The organism is Shewanella chilikensis (assembly GCF_037953065.1).
Taxonomy (GTDB): Bacteria; Pseudomonadota; Gammaproteobacteria; order Enterobacterales; family Shewanellaceae; genus Shewanella; species Shewanella chilikensis.
In genome coordinates this window covers 2,301,944-2,317,730 of sequence record NZ_CP149966.1, presented here as the reverse complement: position 1 = coordinate 2,317,730, position 15,787 = coordinate 2,301,944, and the positions used below count along the sequence as shown (strand labels likewise).

The following is a 15,787-nucleotide window of genomic DNA, read 5'->3' as shown; positions in this document are numbered from 1 at the left end:
GGTAATAACCCTCAGATTTCAAACAGCTACACATACAAATGCGCACAATGTATATTATGTTAAATTTGTTCCGAGTGAATCTATCTACATACCCTTTCTGCTTTCCCTGTTTGCCCCACAAATCCATGCACCCGCATCATGGAGCTGTTTCATGTAAAACATGCTCGGCAAGAATGTCCTGAATTGAGTTAAGTCCACTCTCGTTGTGTTGACTCGGGTTTTGCTTCAACTTTTGAGACTAATTTTTCGCATTGCTTTGATTGTAACTACACTCGGTTGTTACTGACAGTCATCAAGACTAGTTGATTGCCCAGCGGGTTGGCTAATGGTTTCCCGCCTAGCTTATGGGTTTTCCGATAATCTTGCTGCACCGCAATTGTCTCTACATCTTTTAGATGGCTGATCTGAAACAACCAGAAACTCGGACGCTTTACTCTATTTAACATAGTCATCCAGAGGTTAAGTTTCCATTTGCCCGTCAAATAGATCCGGTAATCGCAGTGACTTCAACAATGTCTTGAACAGTGAACGACATTCCTGAGATTTTGTGCTTTTCATACTAGGTTTTCCTTTGGCTATGTTCCCAGAAAAGGCTTACAGCATCTTTTAAAAAACAGCCGTCAATCAAAAATGAAGTGCCTTCTCCACATAGCTGTTTAACTTTCTTGCCGAGATCATAAGGGCTGCATCACCGGTTTTATTTCCTCAGGGTTTATGTGGAGTAACACATAAACTCCTCATCGATTTGAATAGGGTTAATCTATGATATCAGTAACTTGTATTTAAGCTGACCCTAATTGTAAATGGGAATAAATATCATTTGATAGGTTTGGTACTTGTGCTATGTTGCGATTCTTTATCAAACCAATTCTTCGGACATCGCAACTCATGTGGTACCTCCTGTTGATCCTGACGATGACCCTGGGTTCGCTGCTTATCTATTTGGGCAGTAAACATCAGGTATTGCTTGCCAAATCTTTGCCCTGGCAGGCCAAACTGCTGGGCACTTTATTACTGCTGCTGACTCTGCTCGGTTGGGGGTTACTGTTGACGGCCTCAGCCGCGCTGTTTTTTTGGCTAATGCTGCTTTCCATGCTGCTGGGCTCCCTGCCCTTCATTTCCCTGCTCAAGGGAGACAACGAATGACAACCATTAAAAAAGATAAAATCCGTCCTGACTGGCTGGGAAAAACCCTTGCCGGCGCCTTGCTGGGCTTTGCCCTGGCAGTGGCACTCAGTGGTATCTTTGCCTGGGTGGGGCCTGGTGGAATAGATGCCAAAGATAAGGTGCAATTCAATATGTGGCTGATAGCGCCACTCTGGCTTTCATTCTTCAGCTTCAGCTATTTGTTCTACAGTGCCCGCCGCGCCATTTTCTGGCTAATGGCGGCCAACGTGCTTGCATGGCTGCTGCTATGGTGGGTTAAGTAAATGCAGATCCGCAGCGATATTCTCAGAATTTATCAAACACTTCATACCTGGGTGGGCATACTCGCCGGGATTTTACTGTTTATCGGTTTTTATGCCGGCGCCCTGACCATGTTCAAGGAAGAGATTGCCGCCTGGTCATCACCACCGCAAACCATTTTGCCACAGGTGAAACTGGAACAGATGGACAAACTACTCAGCGAAGCCAGAGCGCAGCACCCTGAGTTAAGTAAGGGCTTCAGCCTTCATCTTGCCAGCGACAAGCATTCGCCTTTGAGTTGGTACGCCTCCGGCAGTGAGCGGCAATGGGGTCTGGGCGATGAGCTTTGGCATGCCAGTTTAAGCAATCAAGGTGAGCTCATCTCCCATAAGGAACTCAAGAGCCAACTGGCACGCTTGATAGATGAGCTGCACCGCACCGGCGGTATTCCCGGTGATATGGGACATGAGCAGCTCGGTGCTTATTTTATGGGGGTTGCCGGCATTCTCTATTTTCTGGCGTTGGTTTCCGGGGTGATCTTCATGCTGCCAACTCTGGTGAAAACGCTGTTTGCCTTAAGGCGCAAGAAAGGCCCCAATCGTTTTTGGCTCGACAGCCACAATTTGCTTGGCATCACCGCCCTGCCATTTCATATCATTATCAGTTTGACCGTGGTGGTGTTTGTCTTTCACGATCAATTGTACGGCGCCTTGGGGCAGTTTGTTTATGGCGATAAGCCGATGTTCAACCGCGAAGCGCCCAAGGGCGAAGTGCGCTCACTGAGCACCCTGCCCCCGGTAACAGAACTGGTTGCTCGGGCCGAAAGCTTCGCGCCCGGTTATCAGGCACTCAGTTTGACCTATGTGGGCATGGATACTCCGGCTCCCATGGTCCGGATGGCCATGTATAACGAAGAAGCGTTGATGCGCGGCCCGATAGGAGACTTCCTTTATATCAACCCCTACACCCTTGAGGTGGGCAACAGCACCTTTACTCCGGGGGAAGAAGGCGTTTGGGGCCGGATGGTTTCGGTATTCTTTGGACTGCACTTTGGCTCCTACGGCGGCTATCCCGGTCGCTGGCTTTATTTTTTCCTCGGAATGAGTGGTGCCATGCTGTTTTACAGCGGTAATCTGCTCTGGCTGGAAAAGCGCCGCAGTAAACAGCGCAAGGGGGAGCCCATTCCAGAGCAACCAAGAAGAGTCAGGCTCCTTGGAGCCGCTACTGTAGGAATTTGCTTGGGTTCAATGTTAGGCGTTGCGCTGGCCATGTTGCTGGGTAAATGGGGATATGCTCATGTAGAAAATATCAATCATCTGTATCTGTGGAGCTACTACGCCAGTTTCCTTATCGCCCTGGCTTATGCTTTCTGGCGTGGTGCTGCCAGAGCCGCGGTAACACTGCAAGCGCTATCGGCGCTGGTCTGTCTGGCAATGCCGCTGACATCCATCCTGGCGTTGTTGGCCCCCGGTCTTGAAATTTGGGCACCGGAGACCCCAGGCACCTGGGCGGTGGATCTTACCGCATTCGGTTTTGCCGCCATCTTTGCCTTTGGCGCGCTCAAAACCTTTAAACGAGCGACCCAGGGTCCGGCTGACAGTATCTGGGCCATACCACAAAAACAGCCTATTGCTGCGCTGCAAACCAGTATTCAGTCTTAAGCTGTTAGTTTGAATCATTCCATAACCAAGCCCCGCGAGCGGGGCTCTTTGAATTTGGCAAAGGAGCAGGGATTTGAACCCTGCATGACGGCGCTATAAACCCAGCAATCCGCTAACCGCCTATACCAGGCTAATCGCTATCATCAAAACTGAGATACGAAAAAGCCCGCCTGTTTACACAAGCGGGCCTCTCTGAATATGGCGAAGGAGCCGGGATTTGAACCCTGCATAACGGCGCTATAAACCCAGCAATCCGCTAACCGCCTATACCAGGCTAATCGCTATCATCAAAACCGAGATACGAAAAAGCCCGCCTGTTTACACAAGCGGGCCTCTCTGAATATGGCGAAGGAGCCGGGATTTGAACCCTGCATAACGGCGCTATAAACCCGGCAATCCGCTAACCGCCTATACCAGGCTAATCGCTATCATCAAAACTGAGATACGAAAAAGCCCGCCTGTTTACACAAGCGGGCCTCTCTGAATATGGCGAAGGAGCCGGGATTTGAACCCTGCATAACGGCGCTATAAACCCAGCAATCCGCTAACCGCCTATACCAGGCTAATCGCTATCATCAAAACCGAGATACGAAAAAGCCCGCCTGTTTACACAAGCGGGCTTCTCTGAATTTGGCAAAGGAGCAAGGATTTGAACCCTGCATGACGGCGCTATAAACCCAGCAATCCGCTAACCGCCTATACCAGGCTAATCGCTATCATCAAAACCGAGATACGAAAAAGCCCGCCTGTTTACACAAGCGGGCTTCTCTGAATATGGCGGAGGAGCAGGGATTTGAACCCTGGATGGGCTATAAACCCATGCCGGTTTTCAAGACCGGTGCATTCAACCACTCTGCCACCCCTCCGAACGCTGCAAATACTATAGCGAGGATATGAGACTGTAAAGCAGAAAATGTCACGGCCTTATCTATTTGCTCAATCTGCACTCAGTCTTTGGGTGTTTCTTCTGCATGCAGTGCCAAACGCGCCGGATCCGGCTTGGTAAAACCTGCCCTCACCTGCGACCAGTCGGCAAACTGACGCAGTTTATAACCAGCCAATACCAGCACACTGCAACCCAGGATCCCCCAGGCAATCGCAGTTTCCCCGGCCGTGGCCCACACAGCAACCAGACTTGATGCTCCGAATGCCAAAGTTATCTGTAAAAAGTTTTGCAGCCCGGCCGCTTTGGAGGCGCACTGACTGAAATGTTGCAGCGCACTGTTAACCACTATCGGATAAATGGCACCATTGGCCGCGGCCAGCACAGAAAATGCAATAAGCAATGGATAGATGGTTTGCGCCTTGAATACCAAAGTCGCCAAGGCAATCGCCAACACACACAAACCAAACAGGGCCAGCAACAGTTTAAGCGTCATCTCGCTGCCTACCCGGCGGATAAGCAACTTACTGGCATAGCCACCGACAATAAACATGATGGTTTGCGGAATAAAGCTTAAACCTATGGCGTCTGCTTCATAACCGTGCTGCTCCATCACAATCGGCCAAAGTGTCAGGTAGGCGAAGAAAGCCCCTGAACATGCACCATAGATGAGCACATTGCCCAAATAACCCGTGTTGTTGAAAAAGGTCTTGTAAGCCACTTTTGCTTCAGCTTTGGCAGCACTCTCGCTTGCCGGCTTAACCAACACCATGGTCAGTGCCATCAATGCCAGCGCCGTCGCCGCCAAAATGAAAAATATCGCTTCCCAGCCCAGATGCCCAAGCACCTTGGCACCGAGAATAGGCGCCAATGCCGGTGACAAGGCCACCAAAGGCATGATGTTGGAGAAGATGCGCTGCGAATCTTTGGCATCATACTGCTCTACCACCAAAGCCTGCCAGATGACTGCCGCGCTGCAGACGCCAATCGCCTGGAAGAAACGGGCGCAGTTGAGCATGATGATATTGTCACTGAAACCTATACTGACTGTTGCCAGGGCGAACAGTGCCAAACCACCGAGCAGTGAATTACGTTTACCGAAACGCTGCACCAAAGGGCCGTAGAGCAGTTGCCCCAAGGCCAATCCGGCCAGGAAAGAGGTCAAGGACATGGCTACCTGAGAAGCGCTGGCATCAAGAGAGCTTTCAATTGCTTTGAATGCTGGGAGATACATGTCGGTCGCGATGAAAGCCAACATGCTCAGAAGCGCGAGATAGCATAAAAACATGAAATATTTAAGAGTCATATACAACCTGATTACAACTTAAGACAAAAGTAATATGAATACTGGTGCAGTCTAAAGTCTTGCTCAATCGAGGTGAAACGTTTATTTTTGACTTGTGTCTTCAAATATTCTCACAGCAAGGGATCGCCATGCTTTCTGAACAGTCGTTACAACTTATCGATATTGTTTCTCACCTTGGCAGTTTCACCGCCGCAGCCAACAAGCTGCATAAGGTGCCCTCCGCCGTGAGTTATGCCATTAAGCAGATTGAGGAAGAGTTGGGGGTTGTGCTGTTTGAGCGTCATCACCGCAGCGTCAGTTTGACGCCCGCCGGGGCTCACTTCGTCAAGGAAGCCAGGATCATGCTCAAGCAACTGGACGATCTGAAACGGGAAACCCAGCGGGTGGCCAATGGTTGGCAGCCGACACTGTCCATCGCCCTGGATAATATTGTCAGGGCCGACAGGATCAGTGTACTGATTGCCGACTTCTATCGTCACTTCACCGACGTGGAACTGATCATTCGCATTGAGGTGTTCAACGGTGTTTGGGAAGCCTTGTCTACCGGGCGCAGCGATGTTGCCATAGGTGCGACCACTGCCATTCCGGTCGGCGGCGCCTACCATCACAGAGACATGGGCGACATCGAGTGGGCATTTTTGGTGAGCAAGTCTCACCCATTGGCGGCCATCGACCGGCCACTGGAGGATGAAGAGCTCAGGCCCTTCCCTTCTATTTGCCTGGATGACACGTCAAGAGAGATCCCCAAGCGTCACACCTGGTTGCTGGATAATCAGCGCCGCTTGGTGGTGCCGGATTGGATCCGTGCCATCAACTGTTTCCGCGAAGGCTTGGGGATAGGCTATATGCCGGTGCACCTCGCCAGCCCCTTTATTCGCGCCGGTGCCCTGGTGGAAAAACAGTTGGCAACGCCGTTACCGGCCAGTTCCTGCTGCCTGGCATGGAACGCCAACAAGATGTCACCGGCACTTAAATGGGTGCTCGATTATCTGGGCGATACCGAAAAACTGCACAGAGAATGGCTCGCCTGACTTTAATTCATAAAAGATTCAGTGTTTAATGACACAATTCTTAATAGGAAAACGACAGCGGAACCTAATAAGGTTTAAGCTGCTCTAACATGGAAACTAGCCGGGCCATTAACCCTGGCTATGTCAAGTCAACCTTCGGAGAAGCAAATGACTCAGCAAACCCTTTATTCGAGCCAAACTTCCACTATGGAAGTGAACAAAATGCTCAGAAACACCTACATGCTGCTGGCAATGACCATAGGGTTTTCAGCCGTATGTGCCGCCATCGCCATGGCTATGGGTATCGGCCCCATGATGTCACTGGGACTTTCCATCGGTGGCTTGGTGTTGCTGTTCGTTACCCTGAGAAAAGCGGAATCTGCCGCCGGGATCTTTTGGGTATTTGCCTTTACCGGTATGGAAGGCGCGTCTCTGGGTTATATCCTCAATCATTACGCCGGTATGAGTAACGGCCCTGAGCTGATTATTCAGGCCTTTGGTCTGACATCAGCCATCTTCGTCGCCCTGTCGGCCTATGCCGTGACCACCAAGAAAGATTTTTCCTTTATGCGCGGCTTCTTGATTGCCGGTCTGGTGGTCGTCATTGCCGCTGCGGTGATCAATATCTTTGTCGGTTACGGCGCGGTATTTATGGCTGTCAATGCGGGTATCGCCCTGCTGATGACAGGTTTTATCCTGTTTGATACCAGCCGTATCGTTAATGGTGGTGAGACCAACTATATCCGCGCTACCATTGCCTTGTACCTGGATTTCCTCAACCTGTTTATCAGCCTGCTGCACCTGATGGGTGTTGGTGGCGATGACTGATCCCCACGGGATGGAAAATAGGTTAAAATGGCCCTAATTCAGGGTCATTTTTTTTGGTATGAGCAAACTTATTATTATGGTGAATGGCAGTGTCTACGGCCCGGCGGCCGGCTTCCATGCACTCAAATATACCCGGGCGGCGCTGCAAGCGGGCCATGAGGTTCACTGCGTATTCTTTTATCAGGACGGCGTGAGCCAGTCCAATGCCCTATGCGCGCCGGCGTCTGACGAACTGGACTTAACTGCCGCATGGCAACAGTTGGCGAAGGAGTGGCAGCTTAATCTGGTGAACTGCGTCTCTGCCGCCCTGCGCCGCGGTGTGCTTTCAGCACAGGATGCCAAGGATAACGCCAAAGCGAGTGCCAATCTGGCCGCGGGCTTTACCATGGGTGGGCTTGGCGAGTTGGTTACCGGGCTTGAAAAGAGTGATCGTCTGGTGAGTTTTTAATGAAGAAAATAGCCATTATTTTTCGCCGGGCCCCCCATGGCTCGGCTTCCGGGCGCGAAGGCCTGGATCTGGCGCTGCTGAGCGCCAGTTTTGAGCAAGAGGTGAGCCTGATCTTTACCGATGAAGGCGTGCTTACGCTGCTGAAGCAACAGCAACCTGAGCTTATCGGCTGCAAGGATTATATCGCTACCTTGGGTGCGCTGCCCCTCTATGACATAGACACAGTGCTGGTCTGCAAACAATCGTTGCAGGAGCTGGGACTTGGCCGCACTGAACTGGTTATTCCTGCCACTATTTGTGATAACGAGCAGATCCGCCAGACTCTGCTGGATGCCGATGAGGTCATGGTTTTCTGATGATATTGCACCAAATACAAACATCGGCGGCGCGCGACACTGCGCTGTCCTGCGCACTGAGATATGCCGGCAAGACAGATGTGTTTCTGTTGGCAGGCGATGCTGTAAACGCCCTGCTGAAACGTCAATGGGCCATGGCGCTGTCCCCTTTTAAAGTTGTGCTGGTGGCCGATGACGTCAAGGCCCGCGGGCTCGAGGACTTTCTCTCCAATTATGAACAGTTGGATTATCCGGCGCTGGTAGCGCTGACATTAGCTCATACAAAGGTTATTTCGTGGTAGATTTCATTCAATTCAATGACAAGCAGATAGCGACTGATCCTCAAGGGTATTTGAAACAAGTTTCAGACTGGACGCCTGAGCTGGCGCCTGTCATCGCCGCAGCTGAAGATATAGAGCTGACAGATGCCCATTGGGAAGTGGTTAACTTTGTGCGGAACTTTTATCTTGAATACAAGACCAGCCCGGCTATTCGGGTATTGGTCAAGGCTATCGGCCAGGCACTTGGACCGGAGAAAGGTAACTCCAAGTACCTCTACACCCTGTTTCCTATGGGGCCGGCCAAGCAGGCCACCAAGATTGCCGGACTGCCCAAACCGGCCAAGTGTATTTAATGCGACTCGATTCTGCACACAAAAAAGCCCCGGTTCTCGGGGCTTTTTACTATGCAGAATAACTATTTTAAATTCTCATATACCAGCATGGCTGCCTTGCCGAGCGTGGCTAAAAACAGGGCAGAAAAAACTGCGATGACGGCCACGTAGGCAAGCCAGCGCAGGTAGCGCTGACCTTTATCCATATGACCTCGCCCATCAACCTATTTTTTCAATGCCGCCCATATAGCTACGCAGTGCTTCAGGTACTGTGACACTGCCATCGGCATTTTGGTAGTTTTCCAAAATGGCCACCAGAGTACGGCCAACCGCCAGCCCTGAGCCATTTAGAGTATGAATAAGCTTGGGCTTGTTGTCGTCTTTGGCGCGATAACGGGCCTGCATACGCCGCGCCTGGAAGTCACGCACGTTGGAGCAGGAAGAGATCTCACGGTAGGTATTTTGAGCCGGAACCCAAACTTCAACGTCGTAGGTCTTGGCGGCACCAAAGCCCATATCACCTGTACACAGGACGATAGTTCTGTGCGGCAGACCCAGCTTCTTCAGTACGTTTTCGGCGTGACCGACCAACTCTTCCAATGCAGCTTCAGAATCCTGCGGCTTCACCAACTGCACCATTTCGACTTTGTCAAACTGGTGTTGGCGGATAAGGCCGCGGGTATCTTTACCGTAAGAGCCGGCTTCACTGCGGAAGCATGGCGTGTGAGCGGTCAACTTGATTGGCAGCTCGGCTTCATCCAGTATGGTGTCGCGTGCCAGGTTAGTCAGCGGCACTTCGGCGGTTGGGATCAGGCTAAGCCCCTGACCTTCCTCTGTGGCAGGTTTGGTGTGAAACAGATCTTCACCAAACTTGGGCAGTTGGCCTGTGCCCTTGAGGCTGGCTTCGTTGACCAGTAAAGGCACGTAGCATTCTGTGTAGCCGTGCTCCTGGGTATGCAAATCAAGCATGAACTGCGCCAGAGCGCGGTGCATACGGGCAATTTGGCCTTGCATAAAGATGAAGCGCGAACCTGTTACCTTAACAGCACTCTTGAAATCCAGTCCTTTGAGCAGTTCACCAAGATCCACATGATCTCTTACCGGGAAGTCAAACTCCCTTGGCGTGCCCCAGCGGCGGATTTCCACGTTGTCGTTCTCGTCTGAACCGACAGGTACAGATTCATCCGGCAAATTGGGAATGCTCATGGCAATAGCGTCCAGCTCTTCAAGCAGTGCACTCAGCTCCTGCTTTTTGCTGTCCAACTGGCTGCCGAGATCGCCTACCTGCGCCATGATTGGAGCAACGTCCTCACCGCGGGACTTGGCTTGACCTATGGACTTGGAGATGGCATTGCGACTGGCCTGCAGCTCTTCGGTTTCCACCTGCAGCGACTTGCGCTTTTCTTCCAGCTTGGTCAGCCTGTCTACATCGAGGATAAAACCACGGGTCGCCAGGCGCTCCGCAGTTGTTGCGAGTTCATTACGCAGATATTTTGGATCTAACATGTCTACTTGTCTTATCAGTTATACACGTGAAAAAATCAGCAGTTGTCCCAGATAAACCATGGCCAGGCACAGTCCCAGGTTCAACGCCACATTCAGAAATGCCTTTAGCAACTCACCTCCCTGTATCAGCAGTAAGGTTTCATTTGAGAAAGTCGAGAAGGTTGTCAGTGCTCCAAGGAATCCGACACCGACCAGCGCCTTGATCTCAGGGCTGATATGACTGAGTTCTCCCAGTGCATAGATCATCCCCATCAGAAATGAGCCAAGTACATTAACAACCAGTGTACCAAAAGGAAAACCACTGCCAAATAGCTGGAGCACAAATATCGATATCAGGTAGCGCAAAACTGCGCCGGTTGCACCGCCAAGGGCGACAACGGTCAGATTAATCATACCTTTTGTTCTCACTTTGGCTGTCGAGTTGGCAAAGCTGCGCCAACTTATCGCGGATCCGTTTCTCGAACCCTCGCTCCGTCGGATAATAAAAACGACTCTCGGCCAAGGCTTCCGGGAAATAACATTCGCCGGCAGCGTAAGCATTGGCCTCATCATGAGCATAACGATAGCCTTCACCGGCGCCGATGGATTTCATCAGTTCGGTCGGCGCATTTCTCAAGTGCATGGGTACAGGCTGCTGGCCGGTTTCCCGGGCCAATTGTCTGGCCGCCTTAAAGGCTGTATACACCGCATTGCTCTTGGGCGCCGAGGCCAGATAAACAATCGCCTGCGCTATGGCGCGCTCGCCCTCTGCCGGGCCAACCCGGTGAAAGCAGTCCCAGGCGTTGAGAGCAACTGTCATCGCGGTAGGATCGGCATTACCCACATCTTCAGAGGCTATCGCCAGCAGGCGTCTTGCGACATACAGGGGATCGCAGCCCCCTTCCAGCATACGACAAAACCAATAGAGCGCCGCATCCGGCGCCGAGCCGCGAATCGATTTGTGCACGGCTGAGATCAGGTCGTAGTATTGATCGCCATTCTTATCGAACCCCGCCAACTGCTCACCGGCCACCTGCACCAGCATAGCCTCGGTAAAACTACCACCATCCGGCAGCATGTCACTCATCAGCTCTACCAGGTTGAGAACCTTGCGGGCATCGCCATCGGCGAGAGTCGCCAACTTGGCCATCAGCTCCGGTGGCATCTGCAACCGGCGTTTGCCTAGGCCACGCTCTTCATCAGCAAGTGCCTGGGTCACTATGGTAGCAATCTCGGCTTCATCGAGACGCTTAATCAGATATACCCGTACTCTGGAGAGCAAAGCGTTATTGATTTCAAACGAAGGGTTTTCTGTGGTGGCGCCGATAAAAATCACTGTGCCATCTTCAATAAAAGGCAGAAAGGCATCCTGCTGGCTCTTGTTGAATCTGTGCACCTCATCGACAAACAGCAAGGTGCGCTGGCCGCGCGATTGCGCCACGTTTTTGGCGTGTTCTATCGCCGAGCGGATCTCTTTCACCCCGGATGTAACCGCAGATATTCGCTCCACATGGGCGTTGGCATAATGAGCAACCAGCTCTGCCAGCGTAGTCTTGCCGGTACCCGGCGGCCCCCAGAACATCATGGAATGGGCCTTGCCGGCTTCCAGTGCCAGTCTCAGCGGTTGCCCAGGTCCCAACAGATGCTGCTGACCGACGTACTGTTCAAGCGTCGCCGGGCGCATTCTTGCAGCCAGGGGGCGAAAGTCGGGGGCGAAATCAAAGCTCAGGCTGGACAAGGTTAACCTTCCCGCCCCGGGCGCTGATCGTCAATGGAAACGCCTTCGGGAACCTCAAATTGGAACAGTGTCTTGTCGCTATCTGTCAACGGCTGCTGCCCGCTCAGGTTGAACTGACTGAGATTACCCTGAGTGTCTTTCAGGGCCAGTTGGGTCAGAGTATCATCCTTGAAACAGACGCTGACCTGTTGCACTCCGCCCTCTTCAGTTTTGGGTGCTATCTGGAAACACTCTTTGTCCAGAGTGATGTTATAGCGAGCCCAACTGGTCTCGTCACGGCGCACCAAAAGCGTCATGGGCGAAGCGGCAATGGCATTTTCCAGCGCCAGCACGCTTACTTCCTCGGCGAACGGGTTATAGATCCAAACGTCTTTACCATCTGCCACTATCACAGATTCATCCGGCTGCTGCAGATGCCAGTAAAACCGATTGGGCTGCGCCAAGGCGAGCTCGCCACTGCCTTGTTGAATAAGTTTGCCATTGATATCTGTAACCTGCTGTTGAAAATCGGCTTTCAGACCGGCAATGGCATCTAACTTAGCTTTGAGTTTTCCGGCATCATCGGCCACGGCCGGTAAGCTCATTGCCAGAGCAAGAAACATAACGTTTTTTTTCATCTGTACCTCAAATCTGTCTTATCTTGGCGGCGGTGGCGCCAATACTTCGCGGTTGCCATTATGGCCCTGGGCACTGACCACCCCTTGAAGTTCCATCTGCTCTATGATACGAGCGGCGCGGTTATAGCCTATTTTGAACTTACGCTGCACACTGGAGATAGAACCGCGGCGGGTTTCGGTAACAAAAGCCACGGCTTCATCGTAGAGTGCATCCAGTTCCTCCTCGCCGCCTTCCGGTGCTTCACCGGGCAGCAACACCTGTTCGCCGTCACTGGCACCCTGAAGAATTTCATCAATATATTGAGGTTTACCACGGGCATGCCAATCGGCAACCACCGCATGCACCTCGTGGTCGTCCACAAAGGCGCCGTGAACCCGGTTGGGCACGCCGGTACCTGGGGGCAGATAGAGCATATCGCCCATCCCAAGCAGGGTTTCGGCGCCCTGCTGATCCAAAATGGTGCGCGAGTCGATGCGGGAAGAAACCTGGAACGCGATTCGGGTGGGGATGTTGGCCTTGATAAGGCCGGTAATCACATCCACAGACGGACGCTGGGTCGCCAGAATAAGGTGTATACCGGCAGCGCGGGCCTTCTGGGCTATACGGGCAATCAGTTCTTCCACCTTTTTACCGACTATCATCATCATGTCGGCAAACTCGTCCACGACAACCACGATAGAGGGCAGCTTGTCGAGTTCAGGCGCCGTATCTTCCATGCTTTCGTTGGACTTCCACAGCGGATCACATATTGGCGTACCAGCGGCCTTGGCCTCGGCGATTTTGGCGTTGAAGCCCTTGAGGTTACGCACCCCGAGCGCCGACATCAGTTTGTAACGCCGCTCCATCTCACCAACACACCAACGCAATGCATTGGCTGCCTCTTTCATATCCGTGACCACTTCACACAAGAGGTGCGGAATACCTTCATAGACAGAAAGCTCCAGCATCTTGGGATCTATCATGATGAAACGCACATCTTCAGGGCCGGACTTATACAGCAGACTGGTGATCATCACGTTGACCCCAACCGACTTACCCGAGCCTGTGGTGCCTGCCACCAAAAGGTGCGGCATCTTGGCCAAATCCACCACGACAGGATCGCCTGCAATGTCTTGTCCCAGCACCATGGTGAGATTGGATTTACTGTCCTTGAATGCCTGGCAATCGAGCACATCACGCATAAATACGGTTTCGCGGAACTTGTTGGGCAGTTCCAGCCCCACATAGGCTTTACCCGGAATAACCTCCACCACCCGCACACTTTCGGCCAGCAGGGAACGGGCTAAATCCTTAGATAAGTTGGAAATTTTTGAAGCTTTGACCCCAGGAGCCAAGTCCAGCTCAAAGCGGGTGATCACAGGGCCAGGATAGACTCCGACCACTTGCGCGGTAATATTAAAGTCAGCGAGTTTGCTTTCCACCAAACGCGCCACCTGATCCAGTTCTTCTTTACTGATAGGGTTTTTCTTGCGGTTGGGCACATCCAGCAGCGAGATGCTCGGCAAGGGATCCATGGGTTGTTTATGCTCTTTGGAAGCGCCCTCTTCACCGGGTAAAATAATAATACCGTTTTCAACCCTGGCTTTCTGGGTCTGCAATTGCCGCTCTTTATGGCTGATAGCCCCTGTTGATGCACGCTTGTCGAAGTCGATTGTGTCACTGCCTTCGGTGCTATCTTGCCAAGGCGGCGTGTCTTCAGCATTGCCCGAGGGAATGTCCGCAGCCTTGTCAGCCGCAGTTCCGGCAACGCCAACCGAAAGCACAGGCTCTACCCTGCCCTGACGCTTGGGCTCAGTATCAGTATTCTCATCGGCCAATTCCGCGGCTTCCCGCTCCAGAGTTTGCTGATCCTTTTTACGGAAACGACTAAGGAGTCCAGGCTTCTTGGCGGGCGCCTCTACGACATCTTCATCGTCATCTTCTTCGAATACTTCTTCCAGCTCAACTGTATCGCGTTCACGGCGGAACTTGTCCACTACCGACATAAAGCCGCGGGTATCTTCGGTTTCTTTCGGACCAGACAGGCGTGCCGGCAACTGCTTGAGCTTGCGAAAACACCAGATAGTTGCCAAGCCGGTGAGCTCAACTATGGTAAGCCAGCTTATTCCGGTCAGCAGAGTGAAGCCCGCACCGACAAAGCAAAGCAGCAGCAATGTGGTACCCAACTGGTTGAAGTAAGGCAGCATGGCTTGGGCTATCACGTCGCCGGCCACACCACCGGCCGAAAATTCATAGATATCGCCGGCATTCATACTGGCCAAGGCTGCCAGGCTGAGCACCATCAATAGGAAGCCAATCAAGCGCAAGCCGACCGAGAAGTAATCCACTTCCAACAGTTTGTGAGCACGCCTGAAGATCAACCAACCGGTTCCGGCGATGATGATAGGGATTAGGTAGGCGGTGTAGCCAAAGAAATAGAACAGAACATCGGCCAGCCAGGCACCTACGGCACCGGTGACATTTTCGATCTCCCCTTGATAATTAGACTGACTCCAACCGGGATCGCCCGGATGAAAGCTGCCCAGCGCCAACAGTATATAAATGGCGATCATGCAGCATAGAATAAGCCCCCCTTCCAGCAGGCGTTGCAGGCCGCTGAGGGTTCTGACGCTATTTCCCTGAGACAAATGCGATTTCCATAAGCAAACGAAAAACGGATGGATTTAAGATACCAGAATCATCCTGAATGTGCAGCGAATAAGCCTGCGAAAGCCACTAAAAGCAAGTGGATAGGGAGACTTTGTGTATCAGACTTTCTATTCCGGATTAAAAAGCAAACAGCCGTGGTGAAAAAAGGAGCCAAATTGACTCCTTTTTCGAGGACGGTATCGGGATCAAGCTTCGGCTGAAATACTGATGGCCACTTTACTGGTTTGCTTCACCTCTTCCATTACCACATAGGTGCGGGTATCGGATACGGAAGGCAATTTCAGTAGGGTTTCACCGAGCAACCTGCGATAGGCAGACATATCAGACACCCGGGTCTTGAGCAGATAATCGAAATCGCCTGATACCAGATGACATTCCTGAATATCATCCAAAAGCTGTACCGCACGGTTAAACTTATCAAAGACTTCCGGAGTATCTCTGTTAAGAGTAATCTCAACAAATACCAGCAAGGATGCACCTAAAAAGTGCGGGTTGACCAGTGCAGTATAACCGTTAATGTAACCTTGTTTTTCGAGGCGCTTAACGCGTTCAAGACAGGGAGTTGGACTCAAACCAACACGTTTGGAAAGCTCAACGTTGGAAATGCGACCGTCAATTTGCAGTTCATTAAGAATATTACGATCGATACGATCCAAGTCTTTTACAGGACTCTTTTTATTATTTACCATATTTTTAACCTTGTTTTATCACTAAAACAACATTTAATTTTGCGTATGTCACAAGTTTAGCAGCATAATCTGCCCGGGCAATACTATACTAGACTTTCCTGAATTGATCACGTTCAG

General features: G+C 51.7%; 17 protein-coding genes and 1 tRNA gene. 9 read left to right on the top strand and 9 right to left on the bottom strand.

Translation table 11 applies throughout. The features are described 5' to 3' along the window. Positions 1-888: 888 nt before the first annotated feature. The 3 genes from WKR14_RS10625 to WKR14_RS10615 are packed head-to-tail and all read left to right on the top strand — an operon-like array spanning position 889 to position 3,068. Positions 889-1,146, top strand: a complete 258-nt coding sequence (locus tag WKR14_RS10625) for a hypothetical protein (RefSeq protein ID WP_224867494.1) — start codon at positions 889-891, stop codon at positions 1,144-1,146. Continuing rightward, entirely contained in the window at positions 1,143-1,430 is a 288-nt protein-coding gene (locus WKR14_RS10620) for a hypothetical protein (protein ID WP_028779881.1), read from the top strand. The genes WKR14_RS10625 and WKR14_RS10620 overlap by 4 nt, the downstream gene beginning before the upstream one ends. Next, a complete protein-coding gene (locus tag WKR14_RS10615) occupies positions 1,431-3,068 on the top strand; it encodes a PepSY-associated TM helix domain-containing protein (protein ID WP_339087711.1) in 1,638 nt (545 codons plus the stop codon). A 775-nt stretch (positions 3,069-3,843) separates the two neighbouring features. Here WKR14_RS10615 and WKR14_RS10610 read toward each other — a convergent pair. Both WKR14_RS10610 and punC read right to left on the bottom strand, forming a co-directional pair. Beyond that, positions 3,844-3,934: transfer RNA gene (locus tag WKR14_RS10610), tRNA-Ser, on the bottom strand. Positions 3,935-4,015: 81 nt separating this feature from the next. Further along, positions 4,016-5,257 (bottom strand): purine nucleoside transporter PunC, encoded by a 1,242-nt coding sequence (gene punC / locus WKR14_RS10605; protein WP_226563929.1) that lies wholly within the window; start codon positions 5,255-5,257, stop codon positions 4,016-4,018. A gap of 128 nt (positions 5,258-5,385) precedes the next feature. On the opposite strand from punC, the gene punR reads away from it, so the two are divergent. The 6 genes from punR (at position 5,386) to WKR14_RS10575 (ending at position 8,512) form a co-directional block, all read left to right on the top strand. After that, positions 5,386-6,288 (top strand): DNA-binding transcriptional activator PunR, encoded by a 903-nt coding sequence (gene punR / locus WKR14_RS10600; protein WP_039032966.1) that lies wholly within the window; start codon positions 5,386-5,388, stop codon positions 6,286-6,288. Between the two features lie 147 nt (positions 6,289-6,435). Further along, positions 6,436-7,095: a Bax inhibitor-1/YccA family protein gene (locus WKR14_RS10595; protein ID WP_339087710.1), complete on the top strand. Its 660-nt coding sequence runs from the start codon at positions 6,436-6,438 to the stop codon at positions 7,093-7,095. A 58-nt stretch (positions 7,096-7,153) separates the two neighbouring features. Beyond that, on the top strand, positions 7,154-7,543 hold the full coding sequence (gene tusD / locus WKR14_RS10590) for a sulfurtransferase complex subunit TusD (protein ID WP_039032967.1): 390 nt from the start codon (positions 7,154-7,156) through the stop codon (positions 7,541-7,543). Next, positions 7,543-7,899: a sulfurtransferase complex subunit TusC gene (tusC, locus tag WKR14_RS10585; RefSeq protein ID WP_039032968.1), complete on the top strand. Its 357-nt coding sequence runs from the start codon at positions 7,543-7,545 to the stop codon at positions 7,897-7,899. The genes tusD and tusC overlap by 1 nt, the downstream gene beginning before the upstream one ends. After that, positions 7,899-8,180, top strand: a complete 282-nt coding sequence (tusB, locus tag WKR14_RS10580; protein ID WP_101056518.1) for a sulfurtransferase complex subunit TusB — start codon at positions 7,899-7,901, stop codon at positions 8,178-8,180. The genes tusC and tusB overlap by 1 nt, the downstream gene beginning before the upstream one ends. After that, positions 8,174-8,512 carry a TusE/DsrC/DsvC family sulfur relay protein gene (locus tag WKR14_RS10575; RefSeq protein WP_101056517.1) on the top strand — a complete coding sequence of 113 codons (339 nt, stop codon included), beginning with the start codon at positions 8,174-8,176 and terminating at the stop codon, positions 8,510-8,512. The genes tusB and WKR14_RS10575 overlap by 7 nt, the downstream gene beginning before the upstream one ends. Before the next feature lie 62 nt (positions 8,513-8,574). On the opposite strand, the gene WKR14_RS10570 is transcribed toward WKR14_RS10575, so the two are convergent. From WKR14_RS10570 to lrp, 7 genes are all read right to left on the bottom strand, one after another. Beyond that, the gene (locus WKR14_RS10570) at positions 8,575-8,697 is read right to left on the bottom strand and encodes a hypothetical protein (protein WP_025009737.1); all 123 of its coding nucleotides are present in this window, start codon (positions 8,695-8,697) and stop codon (positions 8,575-8,577) included. 13 nt (positions 8,698-8,710) lie between these two features. After that, complete coding sequence (gene serS, locus WKR14_RS10565; RefSeq protein ID WP_339087709.1) at positions 8,711-9,997, bottom strand: serine--tRNA ligase; 1,287 nt, start codon at positions 9,995-9,997, stop codon at positions 8,711-8,713. A gap of 18 nt (positions 9,998-10,015) precedes the next feature. After that, complete coding sequence (gene crcB / locus WKR14_RS10560; RefSeq protein ID WP_071475559.1) at positions 10,016-10,390, bottom strand: fluoride efflux transporter CrcB; 375 nt, start codon at positions 10,388-10,390, stop codon at positions 10,016-10,018. After that, entirely contained in the window at positions 10,383-11,714 is a 1,332-nt protein-coding gene (locus WKR14_RS10555) for a replication-associated recombination protein A (protein WP_101056514.1), read from the bottom strand. The genes crcB and WKR14_RS10555 overlap by 8 nt, the downstream gene beginning before the upstream one ends. Before the next feature lie 2 nt (positions 11,715-11,716). Next, a complete protein-coding gene (gene lolA / locus WKR14_RS10550; protein ID WP_339087708.1) occupies positions 11,717-12,331 on the bottom strand; it encodes an outer membrane lipoprotein chaperone LolA in 615 nt (204 codons plus the stop codon). Positions 12,332-12,349: 18 nt separating this feature from the next. Beyond that, the gene (locus WKR14_RS10545; RefSeq protein WP_165565087.1) at positions 12,350-14,959 is read right to left on the bottom strand and encodes a DNA translocase FtsK; all 2,610 of its coding nucleotides are present in this window, start codon (positions 14,957-14,959) and stop codon (positions 12,350-12,352) included. 207 nt (positions 14,960-15,166) lie between these two features. Further along, a complete protein-coding gene (lrp, locus tag WKR14_RS10540; RefSeq protein ID WP_101056511.1) occupies positions 15,167-15,670 on the bottom strand; it encodes a leucine-responsive transcriptional regulator Lrp in 504 nt (167 codons plus the stop codon). Positions 15,671-15,787 lie beyond the last annotated feature (117 nt).

Excerpts from the sequence above, each read along its gene's own strand:
- WKR14_RS10595 (WP_339087710.1), top strand. The coding sequence starts at position 6,436 with ATGACTCAGCAAACCCTTTATTCGAGCCAAACTTCCACTATGGAAGTG.
- tusC (WP_039032968.1), top strand. The coding sequence starts at position 7,543 with ATGAAGAAAATAGCCATTATTTTTCGCCGGGCCCCCCATGGCTCGGCT.
- WKR14_RS10615 (WP_339087711.1), top strand. The coding sequence starts at position 1,431 with ATGCAGATCCGCAGCGATATTCTCAGAATTTATCAAACACTTCATACC.
- punC (WP_226563929.1), bottom strand. The coding sequence starts at position 5,257 with ATGACTCTTAAATATTTCATGTTTTTATGCTATCTCGCGCTTCTGAGC.
- punR (WP_039032966.1), top strand. The coding sequence starts at position 5,386 with ATGCTTTCTGAACAGTCGTTACAACTTATCGATATTGTTTCTCACCTT.
- lrp (WP_101056511.1), bottom strand. The coding sequence starts at position 15,670 with ATGGTAAATAATAAAAAGAGTCCTGTAAAAGACTTGGATCGTATCGAT.
- lolA (WP_339087708.1), bottom strand. The coding sequence starts at position 12,331 with ATGAAAAAAAACGTTATGTTTCTTGCTCTGGCAATGAGCTTACCGGCC.
- WKR14_RS10570 (WP_025009737.1), bottom strand. The coding sequence starts at position 8,697 with ATGGATAAAGGTCAGCGCTACCTGCGCTGGCTTGCCTACGTGGCCGTC.
- serS (WP_339087709.1), bottom strand. The coding sequence starts at position 9,997 with ATGTTAGATCCAAAATATCTGCGTAATGAACTCGCAACAACTGCGGAG.
- WKR14_RS10620 (WP_028779881.1), top strand. The coding sequence starts at position 1,143 with ATGACAACCATTAAAAAAGATAAAATCCGTCCTGACTGGCTGGGAAAA.
- WKR14_RS10625 (WP_224867494.1), top strand. The coding sequence starts at position 889 with ATGTGGTACCTCCTGTTGATCCTGACGATGACCCTGGGTTCGCTGCTT.
- tusD (WP_039032967.1), top strand. The coding sequence starts at position 7,154 with ATGAGCAAACTTATTATTATGGTGAATGGCAGTGTCTACGGCCCGGCG.
- crcB (WP_071475559.1), bottom strand. The coding sequence starts at position 10,390 with ATGATTAATCTGACCGTTGTCGCCCTTGGCGGTGCAACCGGCGCAGTT.
- tusB (WP_101056518.1), top strand. The coding sequence starts at position 7,899 with ATGATATTGCACCAAATACAAACATCGGCGGCGCGCGACACTGCGCTG.